This is a genomic window from Mycobacterium sp. PTI7, from assembly GCF_056679845.1.
In genome coordinates this window covers 3,556,446-3,573,002 of record NZ_CM155252.1, presented here as the reverse complement: position 1 = coordinate 3,573,002, position 16,557 = coordinate 3,556,446, and the positions used below count along the sequence as shown (strand labels likewise).

The window sequence follows — 16,557 nt, the reverse complement described above, 5'->3', positions numbered from 1 at the left end:
CACATGACTGGTAGGCGGTGCCGGTGCCTTCGGGCGGTGTGGATAAAGTTTCCCTGGAATTGAGACCAGCGCCAAATCTGGCCGAACCGATAAAACAACGCAAACGTCAACGCAGACAGACAGTGAGCCCATGGATCTCTTCGAATACCAGGCGAAAGAACTGTTCGCCAAGCACAACGTACCGACCACGCCGGGCCGTGTGACGGACACCGCCGAGGACGCCAAGGCGATCGCCGAAGAGATCGGCAAGCCCGTCATGGTCAAGGCGCAGGTGAAGGTCGGTGGACGCGGCAAGGCCGGTGGCGTGAAGTACGCCGCCACGCCGGAGGACGCCTTCACGCACGCCCAAAACATCCTCGGCCTCGACATCAAGGGGCACGTCGTCAAGAAGCTCCTGGTCGCCGAGGCGAGCGACATCGCGGAGGAGTACTACATCTCCTTCCTGCTCGACCGGTCGAATCGCACCTATCTCGCCATGTGCTCCGTCGAGGGCGGCATGGAGATCGAAGAGGTCGCGGCCACCAAGCCCGAGCGTCTCGCGAGGGTGCCGATCGATGCCGTCAAGGGCGTCGACGAGGCCACCGCGCGCTCCATCGCCGAGCAGGGCCACCTTCCCGCCGAGGTGCTCGACGCCGCCGCCGTCACCATCGCGAAGCTGTGGGACGTCTTCATCGGCGAGGACGCCACCCTGGTGGAGGTCAACCCGCTGGTGCGCACCCCCGACGACCAGATCCTGGCCCTCGACGGCAAGGTCACGCTCGACGCCAACGCCGACTTCCGTCAGCCCGGCCACGAGGAGTTCGAGGACAAGGACGCCACGGATCCGCTGGAGCTGAAGGCCAAGGAGAACGACCTCAACTACGTCAAGCTCGACGGCGAGGTCGGCATCATCGGCAACGGCGCGGGTCTGGTCATGTCGACCCTCGACGTGGTCGCCTACGCCGGTGAGAAGCACGGCGGCGTCAAGCCCGCCAACTTCCTCGACATCGGTGGCGGCGCCTCGGCCGAGGTGATGGCCAACGGCCTCGACGTCATCCTGGGCGACGAGCAGGTCAAGAGCGTGTTCGTCAACGTGTTCGGCGGCATCACCGCCTGCGACGCGGTGGCCAACGGCATCGTCGGCGCGCTGAAGAAGCTCGGTGACAGCGCCAACAAGCCGCTGATCGTCCGCCTCGACGGCAACAACGTCGAAGAGGGCCGCCGCATCCTCGACGAGGCCAACCACCCCCTGGTCATCCAGGCCGAGACCATGGACGCTGGTGCCGACAAGGCCGCCGAGCTGGCCAACAAGTAAAGGGGATACACGAACATGTCCATCTTCCTGAACAAGGACAGCAAGGTCATCGTCCAGGGCATCACCGGCGGCGAGGGCACCAAGCACACCGCGCTGATGCTCAAGGCCGGCACGCAGGTCGTCGGCGGCGTCAACGCCCGCAAGGCCGGCACCTCGGTCTCGCACAAGGACAAGGACGGCAACGACGTCGAACTGCCGGTGTTCGGCAGTGTCGCCGAGGCCATGAAGGAGACCGGCGCCGACGTGTCGATCGCCTTCGTCCCGCCCGCGTTCTCCAAGGACGCCATCATCGAGGCCATCGACGCCGAGATCCCGCTGCTGGTCGTCATCACCGAGGGCATCCCGGTGCAGGACAGCGCCTACGCGTGGGCCTACAACGTCGAGAAGGGCGAGAAGACCCGGATCATCGGGCCCAACTGCCCCGGCATCATCACCCCCGGCGAGTCGCTGGTCGGCATCACGCCCAACAACATCACCGGCAAGGGACCGATCGGCCTGGTGTCGAAGTCGGGGACCCTGACCTACCAGATGATGTACGAGCTGCGTGACCTCGGCTTCTCCACGGCCATCGGCATCGGCGGCGACCCGGTCATCGGTACCACCCACATCGACGCGATCGCGGCGTTCGAGAAGGACCCCGAGACCAAGGTCATCGTGATGATCGGCGAGATCGGCGGCGACGCCGAGGAGAAGGCCGCCGACTACATCAAGGCCAACGTCACCAAGCCGGTCGTCGGCTACGTCGCGGGCTTCACCGCCCCCGAGGGCAAGACGATGGGCCACGCCGGCGCCATCGTCTCCGACGGCGCGGGTACGGCCGCGGGCAAGCAGGAGGCCCTCGAGGCCGCGGGCGTCAAGGTCGGCAAGACGCCGTCCGAGACCGCGCGCAAGGCCCGGGAGATCTTCGAGAGCCTGTAGACACAGCACGCCGAGACTGCGGTCAGATCGCGAATCCTCCGGGTTCCGCGATCTGGCCGCAGTTTCGCGTTGATCGGGCGGCGGATTGGAACACGTTCCAGTTTTCCGTTAGCCTGACGAACTAACACTTGCCTGGAGGTTTGTCATGGTCGATCCGCGTACCCCCGTGCTCGTCGGCGTCGGCCAGTTCACCGAACGCATCGACGACCCGGACTACCGCGGCATGTCGGCCGTCGACCTCGCCACCGAGGCCGCCCGCGCCGCACTCGCCGACACCGGCGCCGACGTGGCTGCGGTCGCGCGGGCGATAGAGGTGTTCGTCGGTCTGCGGCAGTTCGAGATCTGCACGCCGTTCGCCGACCCGCCGCTCGGGGCATCGGACAACTACGTGCGCTCGGTGGCGCAGCGGATCGGCGCCGACCCGGTGCGCGCGATACTCGAGCCCATCGGCGGCAACGGGTCGCAGAAGGTGGTCACCGAGTTCGCGGCGGCGATCGCCGCCGGCGAGATCGAGGCCGCGCTCGTGCTCGGCTCCGAGCCGGGGTCGACGGCGAAGTACTTCTCCACTCGGGATCAGAAGCCGGACTTCACCGAGCGTGTCGGCGGGCAGCTCGAGGACCGCGGCTACGGCTTCGAGCAGTACATGAGCGAGTACACCGCGGGCCACGGACTGACCGGCGCGCCCGTCCAGTACGGACTGCTCGACAACGCCCGACGCGCGCACCTCGGCCTCGGCGTCGCCGACTACCGCCGCGAGATGGCCGAGCTGTTCGCCCCCTTCTCGAGGGTGGCGGCCAAGAACCCGTACTCGTCGTCGCCCGTGGAACGGACGGTCGACGAGATCGTCACCGTCACCGACGAGAACCGGATGATCTGCGATCCCTACCCGCGGCTGCTGGTGGCCCGTGACACCGTGAACCAGGGCGCCGCGGCGCTCGTCATGTCGGTGGCGGCCGCCCGTCGGCTCGGGGTGCCGGAAGGCAAGTGGGTGTACCTCCGCGGGCACGCCAGCCAGACCGAGCAGGACCTGCTCGACCGTACCGAGCTGCACGTCAGCGTGTCCGCGCGGCAGGCCGTGGCCGAGGCGCTGCGGGTGGCGGGGATCGGCATCGACGACGTGGCGACCTTCGACCTGTACAGCTGCTTCCCGTTCCCGGTGTTCGCGGTGTGCGACGAGTTCGGCCTGGCGGCGGACGACCCGCGTGACCTGACGCTCACCGGCGGGCTGCCGTACTTCGGCGGACCCGGCAACAGCTACTCGTTGCACGGCATCGCCGAGACCGTCGCCAGGATGCGCGACGAGCCGGGCGCCTACGGCCTCGTCGGTGCCAACGGCGGCGTGATGAGCAAGTACTCGGTGGGCGTGTACTCCACCGAGCCGGCCGAGTGGGCACCCGATCGCAGTCGCGAGCTACAGGCCGACATCGCCGCGCTGCCCACCGTCGCGGTGACCCGCAACGCCGAGGGGCGGGGGACCGTCGAGACCTATTCGGTGCGTTACGACTGGCCCGAGACCACCGGCGTCATCATCGGCAGGCTCGACGCGGACGACAGCCGGTTCATGGCGCTCACCACCGACGCGGACCTGCTGACACTGATGACCGACGGCGACCCGCTGGGTGCGGCCGTCGCGGTGACCAACGACGGCACGACGAACACGGCGACGCTGGCCTGAGCGTGCCGCGAGCGTGCGCAATGTCGGGTCTCACTCCGGCGTGTCGGCCGCAGACACGCACGCTCGCCGAAGAACGGGAACGCGCTAGACGAGGGCGGCGAGCTTGCCCGCCAGGCGCTCCACGTAGGCGGCGACGTCGGACTCCGACTTGTCGGGCAGGCCGAACAGCACCTCGGTGACGCCGAGGTCCGCCCAGCGGGCCAGCTTGTCGGGGTCGGGCTTGAAGTCGAGCGCGACGATCTGCGGCGCGCCGTCGCGTCCCGCCGCGGCCCAGGTGTCCTGCAGCAGCTTCACCGGCGCGTCGATGTCGAAGTCGCGCGGCGTGGTGATCCAGCCGTCGGCCGACCTGGCGATCCACTTGAAGTTCTTCTCGGTGCCGGCCGCGCCCACCAGCACGGGCACGTGCGCCTGCACCGGCTTCGGGAACGCCCACGACGGGCCGAAGTCCACGAACTCGCCGTGGTACTCCGCCTCCTCCTGCGTCCACAGCGCGCGCATCGCCTCGAGGTACTCGCGCAGCATGGTGCGACGCCGGCCCGGCGGCACGTTGTGGTCGGCGAGTTCGTCGGTGTTCCAGCCGAAGCCCACGCCGAGGCTGACCCGGCCGCCCGAAAGGTGATCGAGCGTCGCGATCGACTTGGCCAGGGTGATGCAGTCGTGCTCGACCGGCAGCGCCACCGCCGTCGACAGCCGCACCCGGGAGGTCACCGCGGATGCGGCGCCCAGCGACACCCAGGGGTCGAGGGTTCGCGTGTAGCGGTCGTCGGGCAGCGTCTCGTCACCCGTCGTCGGGTGTGCGGCCTCGCGCTTGATCGGGATATGGGTGTGCTCGGGCACGTAGAAGGTGGTGAAGCCGTGATCGTCGGCGAGCTTGGCGGCAGGTGCCGGCGCGATGCCGCGGTCACTGGTGAAGAGAACGAGCCCGTAGTCCATGGCGAGAATTAGAACGTGTTTCAGTCCGTCTGCGCAAGGTGGTGCGCAGGTGAGCGCGCGCGAGCCCGGCGGAAGTTGAACACGAACCGTCCACGCACGCCGCTTTCGCCCCGACCATTACGATCCGTCAGATCCTTACCCGTGACCCGGACGCCCGGGGTTGCTGACATTGCAGTCATGACCACCGAACGCATCGCCGACCACGTCAAGTTCGCCTACTGGGTGCCCAACGTCAGCGGCGGCCTGGTGACCAGCGACATCGAGCAGCGCACCGACTGGAACTACGAGTACAACAAGAAGCTCGCGCAGACCGCGGAGAACAACGGCTTCGAGTACGCCCTGTCCCAGGTTCGCTACGAGGCCAGCTACGGCGCCGAGTTCCAGCACGAATCCACCAGCTTCTCGCTAGCCCTGCTGCTGGCCACCGAACGGCTCAAGGTGATCGCCGCCGTCCACCCCGGACTGTGGCAGCCGGCCGTGCTCGCCAAGCTCGGCGCCACCGCCGACCATCTGTCCGGCGGTCGCTTCGCCGTCAACGTGGTCTCCGGCTGGTTCAAGGACGAATTCACCCACCTGGGCGAGCCGTGGCTCGAACACGACGAGCGCTACCGCCGCAGCGCCGAGTTCCTCCAGGTGCTGCGCAAGATCTGGACCGAGGACGACGTCGACTTCCGTGGCGACTTCTACCGCATCCACGACTTCACCCTCAAGCCCAAGCCGCTCAACACGGCGGAGCGCCCCAACCCCGAGATCTTCCAGGGCGGCAACTCCACCGCTGCCCGCCGCAACGGCGGGCTCTATTCCGACTGGTACTTCTCCAACGGCAAGGACTTCGACGGCATCACCGAGCAGGTCGTCGACGTGCGCGACCACGCCCGTGAGGCGGGACGCGAGGTCAAGGTGGGCCTCAACGGCTTCATCATCGCCCGCGACACCGAGAAGGAAGCCCGCGACACCCTGCGGGAGATCATCGAGAAGGCCAACAAGCCGGCGGTCGAGGGCTTCCGCGGCGCCGTCCAGCAGGCAGGCAGCGCGACCGGCGACAAGAAGGGCATGTGGGCCGACTCGTCGTTCGAGGACCTCGTCCAGTACAACGACGGTTTCCGCACCCAGCTGATCGGCACGCCCGAACAGATCGCCGAGCGCATCTCCGCCTACCGCAAGCGCGGCGTCGACCTGATCCTGGGCGGCTTCCTCCACTTCCAGGAGGAGATCGAGTACTTCGGCGCGAACGTGCTCCCGCTGGTGCGTGAAATCGAGGCGGCCGAGGATGATTCGCGCAATGAGCCGGTGCTCGTCTCCGCCTGATCACAATCGTTTGCTCGCGCCCGTCGGTCGTGGAACCGGCGGGCGGGTGCGCTAGCGTGGGTGAGCATTCGAGGAGCACAGGAGAGGTCATGAGCTACCCGTCCGGTAACCCCGGCTACCAGCCCGCCGCGCCGACTACCCAGTTCGCCGCGCCCACACAGCAGTTCGCGAAGCAGCCCGAGCAGGGGCAGTCCGGCGCGACCAAGCTACCGATGTACCTGAGCATCGGCATCGCCGTCCTCGGGCTCGCCGCGTACCTGGTCAGCTACGGCCCGATCTTCGTCATCGACCTGTCGAGCGCGATCGGCGAGTTCCCCGGCATCCCGCAGGAAGCCCTCAACCTCCCGACGCAGACGCTGACCGGCGGCGCCATCCTGACCTCGGGTGGCGGCACCGCGTTCATCGCCGTCCTGCTGGGCGCACTGGTCGCGGGCGTCGGCGCACTCCCGCGGCAGAAGCCCCGCCACGCGATCGTGGCCGTGCTCTCGGTGTTCGGCTTCCTCGCGATCCTGCTGCAGCTCGTCGGCCCGTCGAACGGCACCTCCGCGGGATGGGCACTGATCACGATCACCGTGCTCGCGTTCCTGCAGGCCGCCGCCGCCATCGCGAACCTGCTCCTCGACTCCGGCATCATCACCGCGCCCGAGCCCAAGCCGAAGTACGACCAGCCCTACGGCGGCTACGCACCCCCGCAGTACTACGGGCAGCAGGGCGGTCAGCCCGGCCAGCACGGTCAGCACGGCCAGCACCAGGGCCAGCCGCAGCAGCAGCGTCCCGGCTATGCGCCGCAGTACGGCTACGGCAACGGCCCGGGCACCGGCGGCTTCCCCGGCGCGGCCCCGCAGTCCGGTGCGCAGCAGGGTCCCCCGACCCCGCCGACCGGCTTCCCCGCCTACGGCCAGCCGCAGCCTCCCGGCAGCAGCGAGAACACCGGGCCGCAGGCCCAGGTGCAGCCCTCGCAGGCCCAGCCGACACAGCAGACTCAGCAGTCCCCGTCGCAGCAAGCCGGTCCTCCGCCGTCGTAGTCTCTAGCGGCGCGCGCGAGATCGTCGTGCGCACCTGCCTGCGCGAGGAGTGACCCGTCTAGTGGACAACCGGCCCGTGGGCACCCGACAGGCCCGCGACCTGCTCAGGGTCGCGTTCGGGCCGTCGCTGGTCGCCCTGGTGATCATCGCCGCGGTCGTGTTGCTGCAGCTGCTGATCGCCAACAGCGACATGACGGGCGCCTTCGGGGCGATCGCCAGCATGTGGCTGGGGGTGCACCAGGTGCCGGTGTCGATCGGCGGCCGCGAACTCGGCGTGCTGCCACTGCTGCCGATGCTCCTGATGGTCTACGGGACGGCACGCACCACCGCCGCGGCACTCGCCCCCAACACGTCGTGGTTCGTGGTGCGGTGGGTGGTCGCGTCGGCGTTGGGCGGTCCGCTGCTGATCGCGGCGATCGCCCTGGCCGTCATCCACGACGCCTCGTCGGTGCTGACCGAATTGCAGACGCCCAGCGCCCTGCGCGCGTTCGGCGGAGTGGCCGCGGTGCACCTGGCCGGCGCGGCGATCGGTGTCGCCCGGCGCATGCAACGACGCATCTCGCGGCTGCCCGGGGTGCCGTCGTGGCTGCCCGAGTCGATCCGTGCGGCGATGACGGGCGTCCTCGCGCTGTGCGGCCTGTCGGGAGTGGTCGCCGTCGGCTCGCTCGTCGTGCACTGGGGCACCATGCACGACCAGTTCGCGATCACCGACTCGATGTTCGGTCAGTTCTCTCTGAGCCTGCTGTCGGCGCTCTACATCCCGAATGTCATCGTGGGCACCGCCGCGGTGGCCGTGGGCTCGAGCGTGCACGTCGGGCTGGCCACGTTCAGTTCGTTCACGGTGCTCGGCGGCGACGTCCCGCCGGTGCCGGTCCTGGCCGCCCTGCCCACGCCACCGCTCGGTCCGATCTGGGTGGCGTTGCTGATCGTCGCCGCGGCGTCCGCGGTCGCCGTCGGTCAGCAGTGCGCCCGGCGGGCCGAACCGCTGCCGGCCGCGGCGGCCAAGCTGCTCGTCGCATCGGTGGTGGCCGCCATCGTGATGATGCTGCTCGCCCATGCGGGCGGCGGCAGGCTCGGCAACTTCGGCGACGTGGGTGTGGACCAGGCGACGTTCGGCCCGGCGATCCTGCTGTGGTTCGTCGGCATCGGCGGGCTCACGGTCGCCATGACCGGCGGTATCTCGCGACTGCGACGGCCGCGGAAGGTGCCCGCGCCGACCGCTGCCGCGGCGCCGCCGGCCGATCCGGAACCGCAGACCCGGCCGGTCATCCTCGGTGCGCCCTCGGTGTCCGTTGACGTGGCGCCCGAACCCGAGCCGGTGGAGCCGGAACCCGACCCCGAGGACCTCGACCTCCTCGAGGACGAGGAGCCGGTCCCCCCGCAGCCGTGGCAACCGCGCGAGCCCAAGCCGATCGACCTCGACGACGACCCCGAGGCGCACTTCATCACCGACGACGATGGCGGGATCGATTGGCCCGCGACCTCCGACGGCGAAGACCGGCGCCCGGCAGATTAGGCTGCTTCGAGTGCAGCCCGCGCTTCATGTACCCCCCAGTGCACCGGCACGGCTCGTGGTACTCGCATCGGGCACCGGCTCACTGCTCGAGTCGCTGCTCGACGCCGCCGTCGACGACTACCCGGCGCGGGTGGTCGCGGTGGGCACCGACCGCGACTGCCGCGCGCTTCAGGTCGCCGCCTCGGCGGGCATCCCGGCGTACACCACCCGGCTGGCCGACCACGCCGACCGCGCCGCGTGGGACGGCGCGATCGCCGATGCCACCGCGGACCACGCACCCGACCTGGTGGTGTCCGCGGGCTTCATGAAGATCCTTGGACCACAGTTCCTTTCGCGCTTCCTCGGACGCGTCGTCAACACCCACCCCGCGTTGCTGCCCGCCTTCCCCGGCGCGCACGCGGTGCCCGACGCACTGTCCTACGGCGTCCGGATCACGGGATGCAGCGTGCACCTGGTCGATTCGGGCGTGGACACCGGGCCGATCCTGGCCCAGGAGGCGGTGGCGGTGCTCGACGACGACGACGAGACGAGCCTGCACGAGCGGATCAAGGTCGTCGAGAGACGGCTGCTGGTGGACGTACTCGCCGCCATGGCGACACGTGGAGTGACCTGGACCGGACGAAAGGCGGCATTGGGATGAGCGACGGCAGCGAGGGCCGGCGTCCGGTCAAGCGGGCACTGATCAGCGTCTACGACAAGACGGGTCTCGCCGAGCTGGCTCGGGGTCTGCACGACGCGGGCGTGTCGATCGTGTCGACCGGTTCGACCGCGAAGACCATTGCGGCGAGCGGGGTTCCGGTGACGCCCGTCGAGGACGTCACGGGCTTCCCCGAGGTCCTCGACGGCCGGGTCAAGACGCTGCACCCCCGCGTGCACGCCGGCCTGCTCGCCGACACCCGCAAGCCCGAGCACGTCGCGGCGCTCGCCGAACTCGACGTCGAGGCGTTCGAACTCGTCGTCGTGAACCTCTACCCGTTCACCGAGACGGTGTCGTCCGGCGCGGGCGTGGACGAGTGCGTCGAGCAGATCGACATTGGCGGTCCGTCGATGGTCCGGGCCGCGGCCAAGAACCATCCCAGCGTCGCGGTGGTCGTCGAGCCGATCGGCTACGACGGCGTCCTCGCGGCCGTCCGGTCGGGCGGATTCACGCTGCCGCAGCGGAAGCGGTTGGCGTCGTTGGCGTTCCGGCACACCGCCGAGTACGACGTCGCCGTCGCGAGCTGGATGGCCGAGACCCTGTCCCCGGAGGAGCCGGCCCAGGCCCTCCCCGAGTGGTACGCCGGGACGTGGCGACGCAGCTCGGTGCTCCGCTACGGCGAGAACCCGCACCAGCAGGCCGCGCTCTACCTCGACGACGCCGGCTGGCCCGGTCTCGCGCAGGCCCAGCAGCTGCACGGCAAGGAGATGTCCTACAACAACTTCACCGATGCCGACGCGGCCTGGCGGGCGGCGTTCGACCACGAGGACGTCTGCGTCGCGATCATCAAGCACGCGAACCCGTGTGGCATCGCCGTGTCGTCGGTGTCGGTGGCCGACGCGCACCGCAAGGCGCACGAGTGCGACCCGCTCAGCGCGTTCGGTGGCGTGATCGCCGCCAACACGGCCGTCAGCGTCGACATGGCGGAGACGGTCGCCGACATCTTCACCGAGGTGATCATCGCCCCCGCCTACGACCCGGGCGCCGTCGAGATCCTCGCGCGCAAGAAGAACATCCGCGTGCTGGTGGCCGCCGAGCCGCAGGTCGGCGGCACCGAGTTCCGTCAGGTCAGCGGCGGCCTGCTGGTGCAGCAGCGCGACGCCATCGACGCCGAGGGCGACGACCCGGTGAACTGGACGCTGGCCACCGGGACGCCCGCCGATCCGGAACTGCTGGCCGAGCTGAAGTTCGCGTGGCGCGCCTGCCGGGCGGTCAAGTCCAACGCGATCGTCGTCGTCAAGGACGGCGCCACCGTCGGCGTCGGCATGGGCCAGGTGAACCGGGTCGACGCGGCACGCCTCGCGGTCGAACGCGGCGGAGACCGGGTCGCCGGCGCGGTTGCGGCGTCCGACGCCTTCTTCCCGTTCCCGGACGGCCTCGAGACGCTGACCGCGGCGGGGGTGCGCGCCATCGTGCATCCCGGTGGCTCCATGCGCGACGACGTCGTGACCGAGGCCGCGGCGGCGGCGGGAATCACGCTGTACCTGACCGGCGCGCGTCACTTCGCGCACTGAGGCCGAGGCTCGATTGCCCCCTGACCTGCGCAGACGACGATATTCCCGGTAACGCTGACCAACTCGTCATTTCGCTTGTAGCGGGGAGGACATGCTTAGCCGGTGTAGCAGTCGTAGCGTGGAGTCGTGACGTCTTCTTCACCCCTGCCTGCTGACCTTCCCCGCACCGTCGGCGAACTGCGCGCCTCCGGCCATCGCGAGCGCGGTGTGAAGGACGAGATGCGGGAGAACCTGCTCGCCGCACTGTCTGAGGGACGCGATGTCTGGCCCGGGATCCTCGGGTTCGAGGACACCGTGCTGCCGCAGCTCGAGCGCGCCCTGATCGCCGGCCACGACATCGTCCTGCTCGGCGAACGCGGCCAGGGCAAGACGCGCCTGCTGCGCGCGCTCACCGGTCTGCTGGACGAGTGGACCCCGGTGATCGAGGGTTCCGAACTCGGCGAGCACCCCTTTACGCCGATCACGCCCGAGTCGATCCGCCGCGCCGCCACCTCCGGCGACGACCTGCCGATCTCCTGGCGGCACCGCAGCGAGCGGTACACCGAGAAGCTGGCCACCCCGGACACCGGCGTGGCCGACCTCGTCGGCGACATCGACCCGATCAAGGTGGCGGAGGGTCGCAGCCTCGGCGACCCGGAGACCATCGCGTTCGGCCTGATCCCGCGGGCGCACCGCGGCATCGTCGCGATCAACGAGCTGCCCGACCTCGCCGAGCGCATCCAGGTGTCGATGCTCAACGTCATGGAGGAGCGCGACATCCAGGTCCGCGGCTACACGCTGCGCCTGCCGCTCGACGTGCTCGTCGTCGCGAGCGCCAACCCCGAGGACTACACGAACCGCGGCCGCATCATCACGCCGCTCAAGGATCGCTTCGGCGCCGAGATCCGCACGCACTACCCGCTCAAGCTCGAGGCCGAGGTCGGCGTGATCACGCAGGAGGCGAACCTCACCGCGGCGGTGCCGGACTACCTGCTCCAGGTGCTCGCCCGGTTCGCCCGCTCGCTGCGCGAGTCGCAGTCGATCGACCAGCGATCCGGTGTGTCCGCCCGATTCGCGATCGCCGCGGCCGAGACGGTCGCCGCCGCAGCGCGCCACCGCTCGACGGTGCTCGGCGAGCAGGATCCGGTGGCCCGCGTGGTCGACCTGTCGACCGTGGTCGACGTGCTGCGCGGCAAGCTGGAGTTCGAGTCCGGCGAGGAGGGCCGTGAGCAGGCCGTGCTCGAGCACCTCCTGCGCCGCGCCACCGCCGACACCGCGCAGCGACTGCTCGGCGGCCTCGACGTCGGCCCGCTAGTGGCGGCCGTCGAGGAGGGCGCACCGGTCACGACGGGCGAACGCGTCTCGGCGAAGGACGTCCTGGCAGCCGTGCCAGGTCTGCCGGTGGTCGACGAGATCGCCACCCGGCTGGGCGCCCAGAGCGACGGCGAGCGCGCCGCGGCCCTCGAGTTGGCGCTCGAGGCGCTGTACCTCGCCAAGCGCATCGACAAGGTCTCCGGCGAGGGTGAAACCATCTATGGCTAAACGGCTCTCGCGCTATTCGCGCTACACCGGCGGACCCGACCCGCTGGCTCCGCCGGTCGACCTGCGCGAAGCGCTCGAGCAGATCGGGCAGGACGTCATGGAGGGCAGCTCGCCCCGGCGCGCCCTCCAGGAGCTGATGCGGCGCGGCACCGACGGGATGCGCGGCGCGGACCGGCTGGCGGCCGAGGCCAACAGCAAGCGGCGCAAGCTGCTGCAGAAGAACAACCTCGACGGCACGCTGCAGGACATCAAGAAGCTGCTCGACGAGGCCGTGCTGGCCGAGCGCAAGGAACTGGCGCGGGCACTCGACGACGACGCCCGCTTCGGCGAACTGCAGATGGAGTCACTGTCGCCGTCGCCGGCCAAGGCCGTGCAGGAACTCGCGGAGTACGACTGGCGCAGCCAGGAAGCCCGCGAGAAGTACGACCAGATCAAGGATCTGATGGGCCGCGAGATGCTGGATCAGCGTTTCGCCGGCATGAAGCAGGCGTTGGAGAACGCCACCGACGAGGACCGCCAGCGCGTCAACGAGATGCTGGACGATCTGAACGAACTGCTGGACAAGCACGCCCAGGGCACGGACTCGCCGCAGGACTTCGACGACTTCATGGCCAAGCACGGCGAGTACTTCCCGGAGAACCCCAAGAACATCGACGAGCTGCTCGACTCGCTGGCCCAGCGGTCCGCCGCGGCACAGCGGTTCCGCAACAGCCTGACCGAGCAGCAGCGGGCAGAGCTGGATGCGCTCTCGGAGCAGGCCTTCGGATCGCCGTCGCTGATGAACGCGCTCAACAAGCTCGACTCGCACCTGCAGGCCGCGCGCCCGGGCGAGGATTGGTCGGGTTCCGAGCAGTTCAAGGGTGACAACTCGATGGGCATGGGGGAGGGCGCCCAGGCGATGGCCGACATCGCCGAACTCGAGCAGCTGGCCGACCAGCTCTCGCAGAGTTACGCGGGCGCCCAGATGGACGACGTCGATCTCGACATGCTCGCCCGGCAGCTCGGCGACGAGGCCGCCGTGGACGCGCGCACCCTCGCCGAACTCGAACGGGCCCTGATGAACCAGGGCTTCCTGGACCGGGGCGCCGACGGGCAGTGGCGGCTCTCGCCGAAGGCGATGCGTCAGCTCGGCCAGGCCGCGCTGCGCGACGTGGCCCAGCAGCTCTCGGGCCGGCACGGGGAGCGCGAGACCCGTCGGGCCGGCGCGGCGGGCGAACTCACGGGCGCGACGCGGCCGTGGCAGTTCGGTGACACCGAGCCGTGGAACGTCACGCGCACGCTGACCAACGCGGTGCTCCGCCAGTCGGGTGCCGGCGTCGCGGAGCGTCCGCTGAAGATCTCCGTCGACGACGTCGAGGTGTCCGAGACCGAGACCAGGACGCAGGCGGCGGTCGCGCTCCTCGTCGACACCTCGTTCTCGATGGTGATGGAGAACCGGTGGCTGCCGATGAAGCGCACGGCGCTGGCGCTGCAGCACCTGGTGAGCACCCGCTTCCGTTCCGACGCGCTGGAGATCATCGCGTTCGGTCGGTACGCGCGCACCGTCTCGGCGGCCGAACTCACCGGTCTCGAGGGCGTCTACGAGCAGGGCACCAACCTGCACCACGCGCTGGCGCTGGCGACCCGCCATCTGCGGCGGCACCCCAACGCGCAGCCGACCGTGCTGGTGGTCACCGATGGCGAGCCCACCGCGCACCTCGAGGACTATCACGACGGGCAGGGCTCGTCGGTGTTCTTCGACTACCCGCCACATCCCCGCACGATCGCGCACACCGTCCGCGGCTTCGACGAGGTCGCCAAGATGGGCGCACACGTGACGATCTTCCGGCTGGGCAGCGATCCCGGACTCGCCCGCTTCATCGACCAGGTGGCGCGACGGGTCGAGGGCCGTGTGGTCGACCCCGAACTCGATGGTCTGGGAGCGGCGGTCGTCAGCGACTACCTGAGGTCTCGCAAGCGCCGCTGAACGAGCGGTGTGACGTTGCCGAGCGGCGTGCGTCGGCCATTGACGTACCTCGTGCGCCAATTCGGCTGACGAACCATTCCATTGGTCCGCGACTACCGTCGTGAATTAACCATCAAGATCGCTGAGTGCATTCGCGGTGTTGCTCTGCGCCGTGACGGTCAGCCGCCGCCCGACTCGACTTGACACCAGACTGTTCGGCCTGCTCAGATGGCTTTGATCTTGAAGCTTTGCCGCAGTTGAGGGCGTGTTTTGCTATAGCAAACCCGACGCCGCCGTGATCGCCCGGAGATGGGTCGCTGACCGCCTCTGATGGAGCGTTTGACTCACCCGGATATTAGTTTGCTATTGACCTGTGCAGATTTGCCGGGCTGTGGCATGATGATTGCAATTCAGCATTTCTCAGTTTCCTCTCAGGAGAACGACATGGCATTTCGCCCCCTCGCCACCGCCGGCATCGCATTCGCTGCAGCGGGCGTCATGGCCTTCACGCCCACGATCGTTCCCCAGCTCACGGAGCACGAGGAGCAGGTCGCTAAGGCCACCAGTGCGAACGTCAAGCTGGCCGCGGACCTGAAGGACCTGATCAACGTCTACTTCGGCACTAATCCGTACAACGGCATCCCGTTCAACACCGACATCCCGGGCACCTTCGGCGCCACCGGCGTGCTCTACCAGCTGTTGAAGGAGCAGGCCGGAGGCTATACGCCGAATCAGACGTTCCTCGACGATTTCTTCCTGTCGGGTGCCGCCGAGGTCGTCCGCACCTACTTGCTGTCGGGCACGGCGGATCCGAACACGATCAACACCATTAACGTGTTCTTCGACGAGGGCACGACCGGACTCATTTACAGGTACCTCCGCGGCGGTGCGAGCAGCGCCGAGTCGCTGGCCTACCTCGACGCTTTCTTCAATCGGGAGCAAGCGTCCAACCCGGCGTTCTACGGGACGGCCGGCGTTGTGTACCTCCGTTTGATGGCATCCGACCTCACCCCGGCGCAGAAGACGACCGTCAACGACTTTTTCGTCGGAGGCACAACTCAGGTTGCGTACCGGCAGCTAGGTGGAGATTTCAGGACTCTCAGTAATCCGGCTGATCCGAAGTCGACGCCACTGCCGACGACTACGCCTTATCTCAGCTCTTTTTTCAATATCAACAATCCCTACGGCGACCTTGACCCGGAGCTGGCCTCCGTTGCCAACCCAGAGGGCACTAACACCGGCGTTTCGACGAACCCAGGCTTGTTCGGGGTGTCAGGCGTCGTCTATCAACGGCTTCAGGAGGCTCGAGCGGCGAACAATCTCACGCAAGAGCAAGACGACGTCATCGACGATTTCTTCGAAGGCGGCGCTACTCAAGTGGTTCTGGCTCAACTTCTGGCACGAACGAACGATGTAAACCAGCAGAACATCATCAACGAATTCTTCGCGAACGGCGTCGCGGGTGTCGTGCGATACCTGCTGGTCGGCCCGGCACCGATCGAGCCTGAGGCGCCGGACGAGGGCGGCGAGGGCGACGGCGGCGGGGACTCTGACGCCGCCACTCTCTTCGCTGCGCGCTCGCTCGCTCCGGAACCTGCGTCCGCCCCTGAGCCGGAGTCGAACGTCGAAGCGCTGACCGCACCCGCTCCTCAGACCCGGTCTGCCAGGGTCGCCGACGCGCCGGCACCGGAAGCGCCCGCATCCGACAAGCCCGCCGCGGTCACCCCGGTGGCGGTCGTCGAGTCGGCCCCCGCGGTGCAGCCGGCCCCGGTCGTCGATCCTGCTCCGGTCGCCGCACCGGCGCCCGAGCCGGTCGCCAAGCCCACCTCCAAGATCCGCGAGAAGTCGGCGGAGGAAGAGGCAGAGGCGGAGAAGCTGAAGAGTGGCAACAAGGCCGAGGTCGAGCCGATCATCCTCACCGGTGACGGACCCAAGAGTGGCGAGGGTAGCTGGGGTGTCTTCGGCGACATCGCGAACTCCATCGGCCAGGCGCTGAACGGTGGCGGTGCGGCTCCGGCCGGCGGCGCGACCGGTGGCACCGGCGGCGACGGAGCGGGCGCCGCAGGCTGACGCAGACGACGATGACGGCGGTCCACCCGGCACTCGGGTGGGCCGCCGTTTCGCTGTGTGGGCGACCGGTGGCAAAGGGACTCCTCCGTTCACGCTCGGTCCCGACGAGATCGGAACGACGTCGAACCGCTGTCCGCAGCT

12 protein-coding genes are annotated in these 16,557 nt (G+C 68.9%); 11 read left to right on the top strand and 1 reads right to left on the bottom strand.

Annotation, left to right across the window (positions count from 1 at the left end):
• Positions 1–130 precede the first annotated feature (130 nt).
• The 3 genes from sucC (at position 131) to AC1MEY_RS17125 (ending at position 3,887) form a co-directional block, all read left to right on the top strand.
• Entirely contained in the window at positions 131–1,294 is a 1,164-nt protein-coding gene (sucC, locus tag AC1MEY_RS17135; RefSeq protein ID WP_480226652.1) for an ADP-forming succinate--CoA ligase subunit beta, read from the top strand.
• 15 nt (positions 1,295–1,309) lie between these two features.
• Positions 1,310–2,212: a succinate--CoA ligase subunit alpha gene (sucD, locus tag AC1MEY_RS17130; protein ID WP_480226651.1), complete on the top strand. Its 903-nt coding sequence runs from the start codon at positions 1,310–1,312 to the stop codon at positions 2,210–2,212.
• Positions 2,213–2,357: 145 nt separating this feature from the next.
• Positions 2,358–3,887, top strand: coding sequence for an acetyl-CoA acetyltransferase (locus AC1MEY_RS17125; RefSeq protein ID WP_480226650.1), 1,530 nt, complete (start codon positions 2,358–2,360; stop codon positions 3,885–3,887).
• A gap of 84 nt (positions 3,888–3,971) precedes the next feature.
• On the opposite strand, the gene AC1MEY_RS17120 is transcribed toward AC1MEY_RS17125, so the two are convergent.
• Positions 3,972–4,820 (bottom strand): LLM class F420-dependent oxidoreductase, encoded by an 849-nt coding sequence (locus AC1MEY_RS17120; protein ID WP_480226649.1) that lies wholly within the window; start codon positions 4,818–4,820, stop codon positions 3,972–3,974.
• A 177-nt stretch (positions 4,821–4,997) separates the two neighbouring features.
• Here AC1MEY_RS17120 and sfnG point away from each other — a divergent pair, with 177 nt between their 5' ends.
• The 8 genes from sfnG to AC1MEY_RS17080 all read left to right on the top strand — a co-directional run bounded on the left by sfnG (position 4,998) and on the right by AC1MEY_RS17080 (position 16,416).
• Entirely contained in the window at positions 4,998–6,128 is a 1,131-nt protein-coding gene (gene sfnG, locus AC1MEY_RS17115) for a dimethylsulfone monooxygenase SfnG (protein WP_480226648.1), read from the top strand.
• A gap of 89 nt (positions 6,129–6,217) precedes the next feature.
• The gene (locus AC1MEY_RS17110) at positions 6,218–7,153 is read left to right on the top strand and encodes a DUF5336 domain-containing protein (protein ID WP_480226647.1); all 936 of its coding nucleotides are present in this window, start codon (positions 6,218–6,220) and stop codon (positions 7,151–7,153) included.
• A 61-nt stretch (positions 7,154–7,214) separates the two neighbouring features.
• Positions 7,215–8,669, top strand: coding sequence for a cell division protein PerM (locus AC1MEY_RS17105; RefSeq protein ID WP_480226646.1), 1,455 nt, complete (start codon positions 7,215–7,217; stop codon positions 8,667–8,669).
• Positions 8,670–8,679: 10 nt separating this feature from the next.
• Positions 8,680–9,309: a phosphoribosylglycinamide formyltransferase gene (gene purN / locus AC1MEY_RS17100; protein ID WP_480226645.1), complete on the top strand. Its 630-nt coding sequence runs from the start codon at positions 8,680–8,682 to the stop codon at positions 9,307–9,309.
• On the top strand, positions 9,306–10,880 hold the full coding sequence (gene purH, locus AC1MEY_RS17095; protein ID WP_480226644.1) for a bifunctional phosphoribosylaminoimidazolecarboxamide formyltransferase/IMP cyclohydrolase: 1,575 nt from the start codon (positions 9,306–9,308) through the stop codon (positions 10,878–10,880). Before purN ends, purH begins: the two co-directional genes overlap by 4 nt.
• A gap of 144 nt (positions 10,881–11,024) precedes the next feature.
• On the top strand, positions 11,025–12,401 hold the full coding sequence (locus AC1MEY_RS17090) for a sigma 54-interacting transcriptional regulator (RefSeq protein ID WP_480231530.1): 1,377 nt from the start codon (positions 11,025–11,027) through the stop codon (positions 12,399–12,401).
• Positions 12,394–14,367, top strand: a complete 1,974-nt coding sequence (locus tag AC1MEY_RS17085) for a vWA domain-containing protein (protein ID WP_480226643.1) — start codon at positions 12,394–12,396, stop codon at positions 14,365–14,367. Before AC1MEY_RS17090 ends, AC1MEY_RS17085 begins: the two co-directional genes overlap by 8 nt.
• A gap of 423 nt (positions 14,368–14,790) precedes the next feature.
• On the top strand, positions 14,791–16,416 hold the full coding sequence (locus AC1MEY_RS17080; RefSeq protein WP_480226642.1) for a hypothetical protein: 1,626 nt from the start codon (positions 14,791–14,793) through the stop codon (positions 16,414–16,416).
• Positions 16,417–16,557: the final 141 nt, after the last annotated feature.

Bases quoted from the DNA above. Each gene is read 5' to 3' on its own strand.
- sucC (WP_480226652.1), top strand. From the start codon at position 131: ATGGATCTCTTCGAATACCAGGCGAAAGAACTGTTCGCCAAGCACAAC.
- sucD (WP_480226651.1), top strand. From the start codon at position 1,310: ATGTCCATCTTCCTGAACAAGGACAGCAAGGTCATCGTCCAGGGCATC.
- AC1MEY_RS17125 (WP_480226650.1), top strand. From the start codon at position 2,358: ATGGTCGATCCGCGTACCCCCGTGCTCGTCGGCGTCGGCCAGTTCACC.
- AC1MEY_RS17120 (WP_480226649.1), bottom strand. From the start codon at position 4,820: ATGGACTACGGGCTCGTTCTCTTCACCAGTGACCGCGGCATCGCGCCG.
- sfnG (WP_480226648.1), top strand. From the start codon at position 4,998: ATGACCACCGAACGCATCGCCGACCACGTCAAGTTCGCCTACTGGGTG.
- AC1MEY_RS17110 (WP_480226647.1), top strand. From the start codon at position 6,218: ATGAGCTACCCGTCCGGTAACCCCGGCTACCAGCCCGCCGCGCCGACT.
- purH (WP_480226644.1), top strand. From the start codon at position 9,306: ATGAGCGACGGCAGCGAGGGCCGGCGTCCGGTCAAGCGGGCACTGATC.
- AC1MEY_RS17085 (WP_480226643.1), top strand. From the start codon at position 12,394: ATGGCTAAACGGCTCTCGCGCTATTCGCGCTACACCGGCGGACCCGAC.
- AC1MEY_RS17080 (WP_480226642.1), top strand. From the start codon at position 14,791: ATGGCATTTCGCCCCCTCGCCACCGCCGGCATCGCATTCGCTGCAGCG.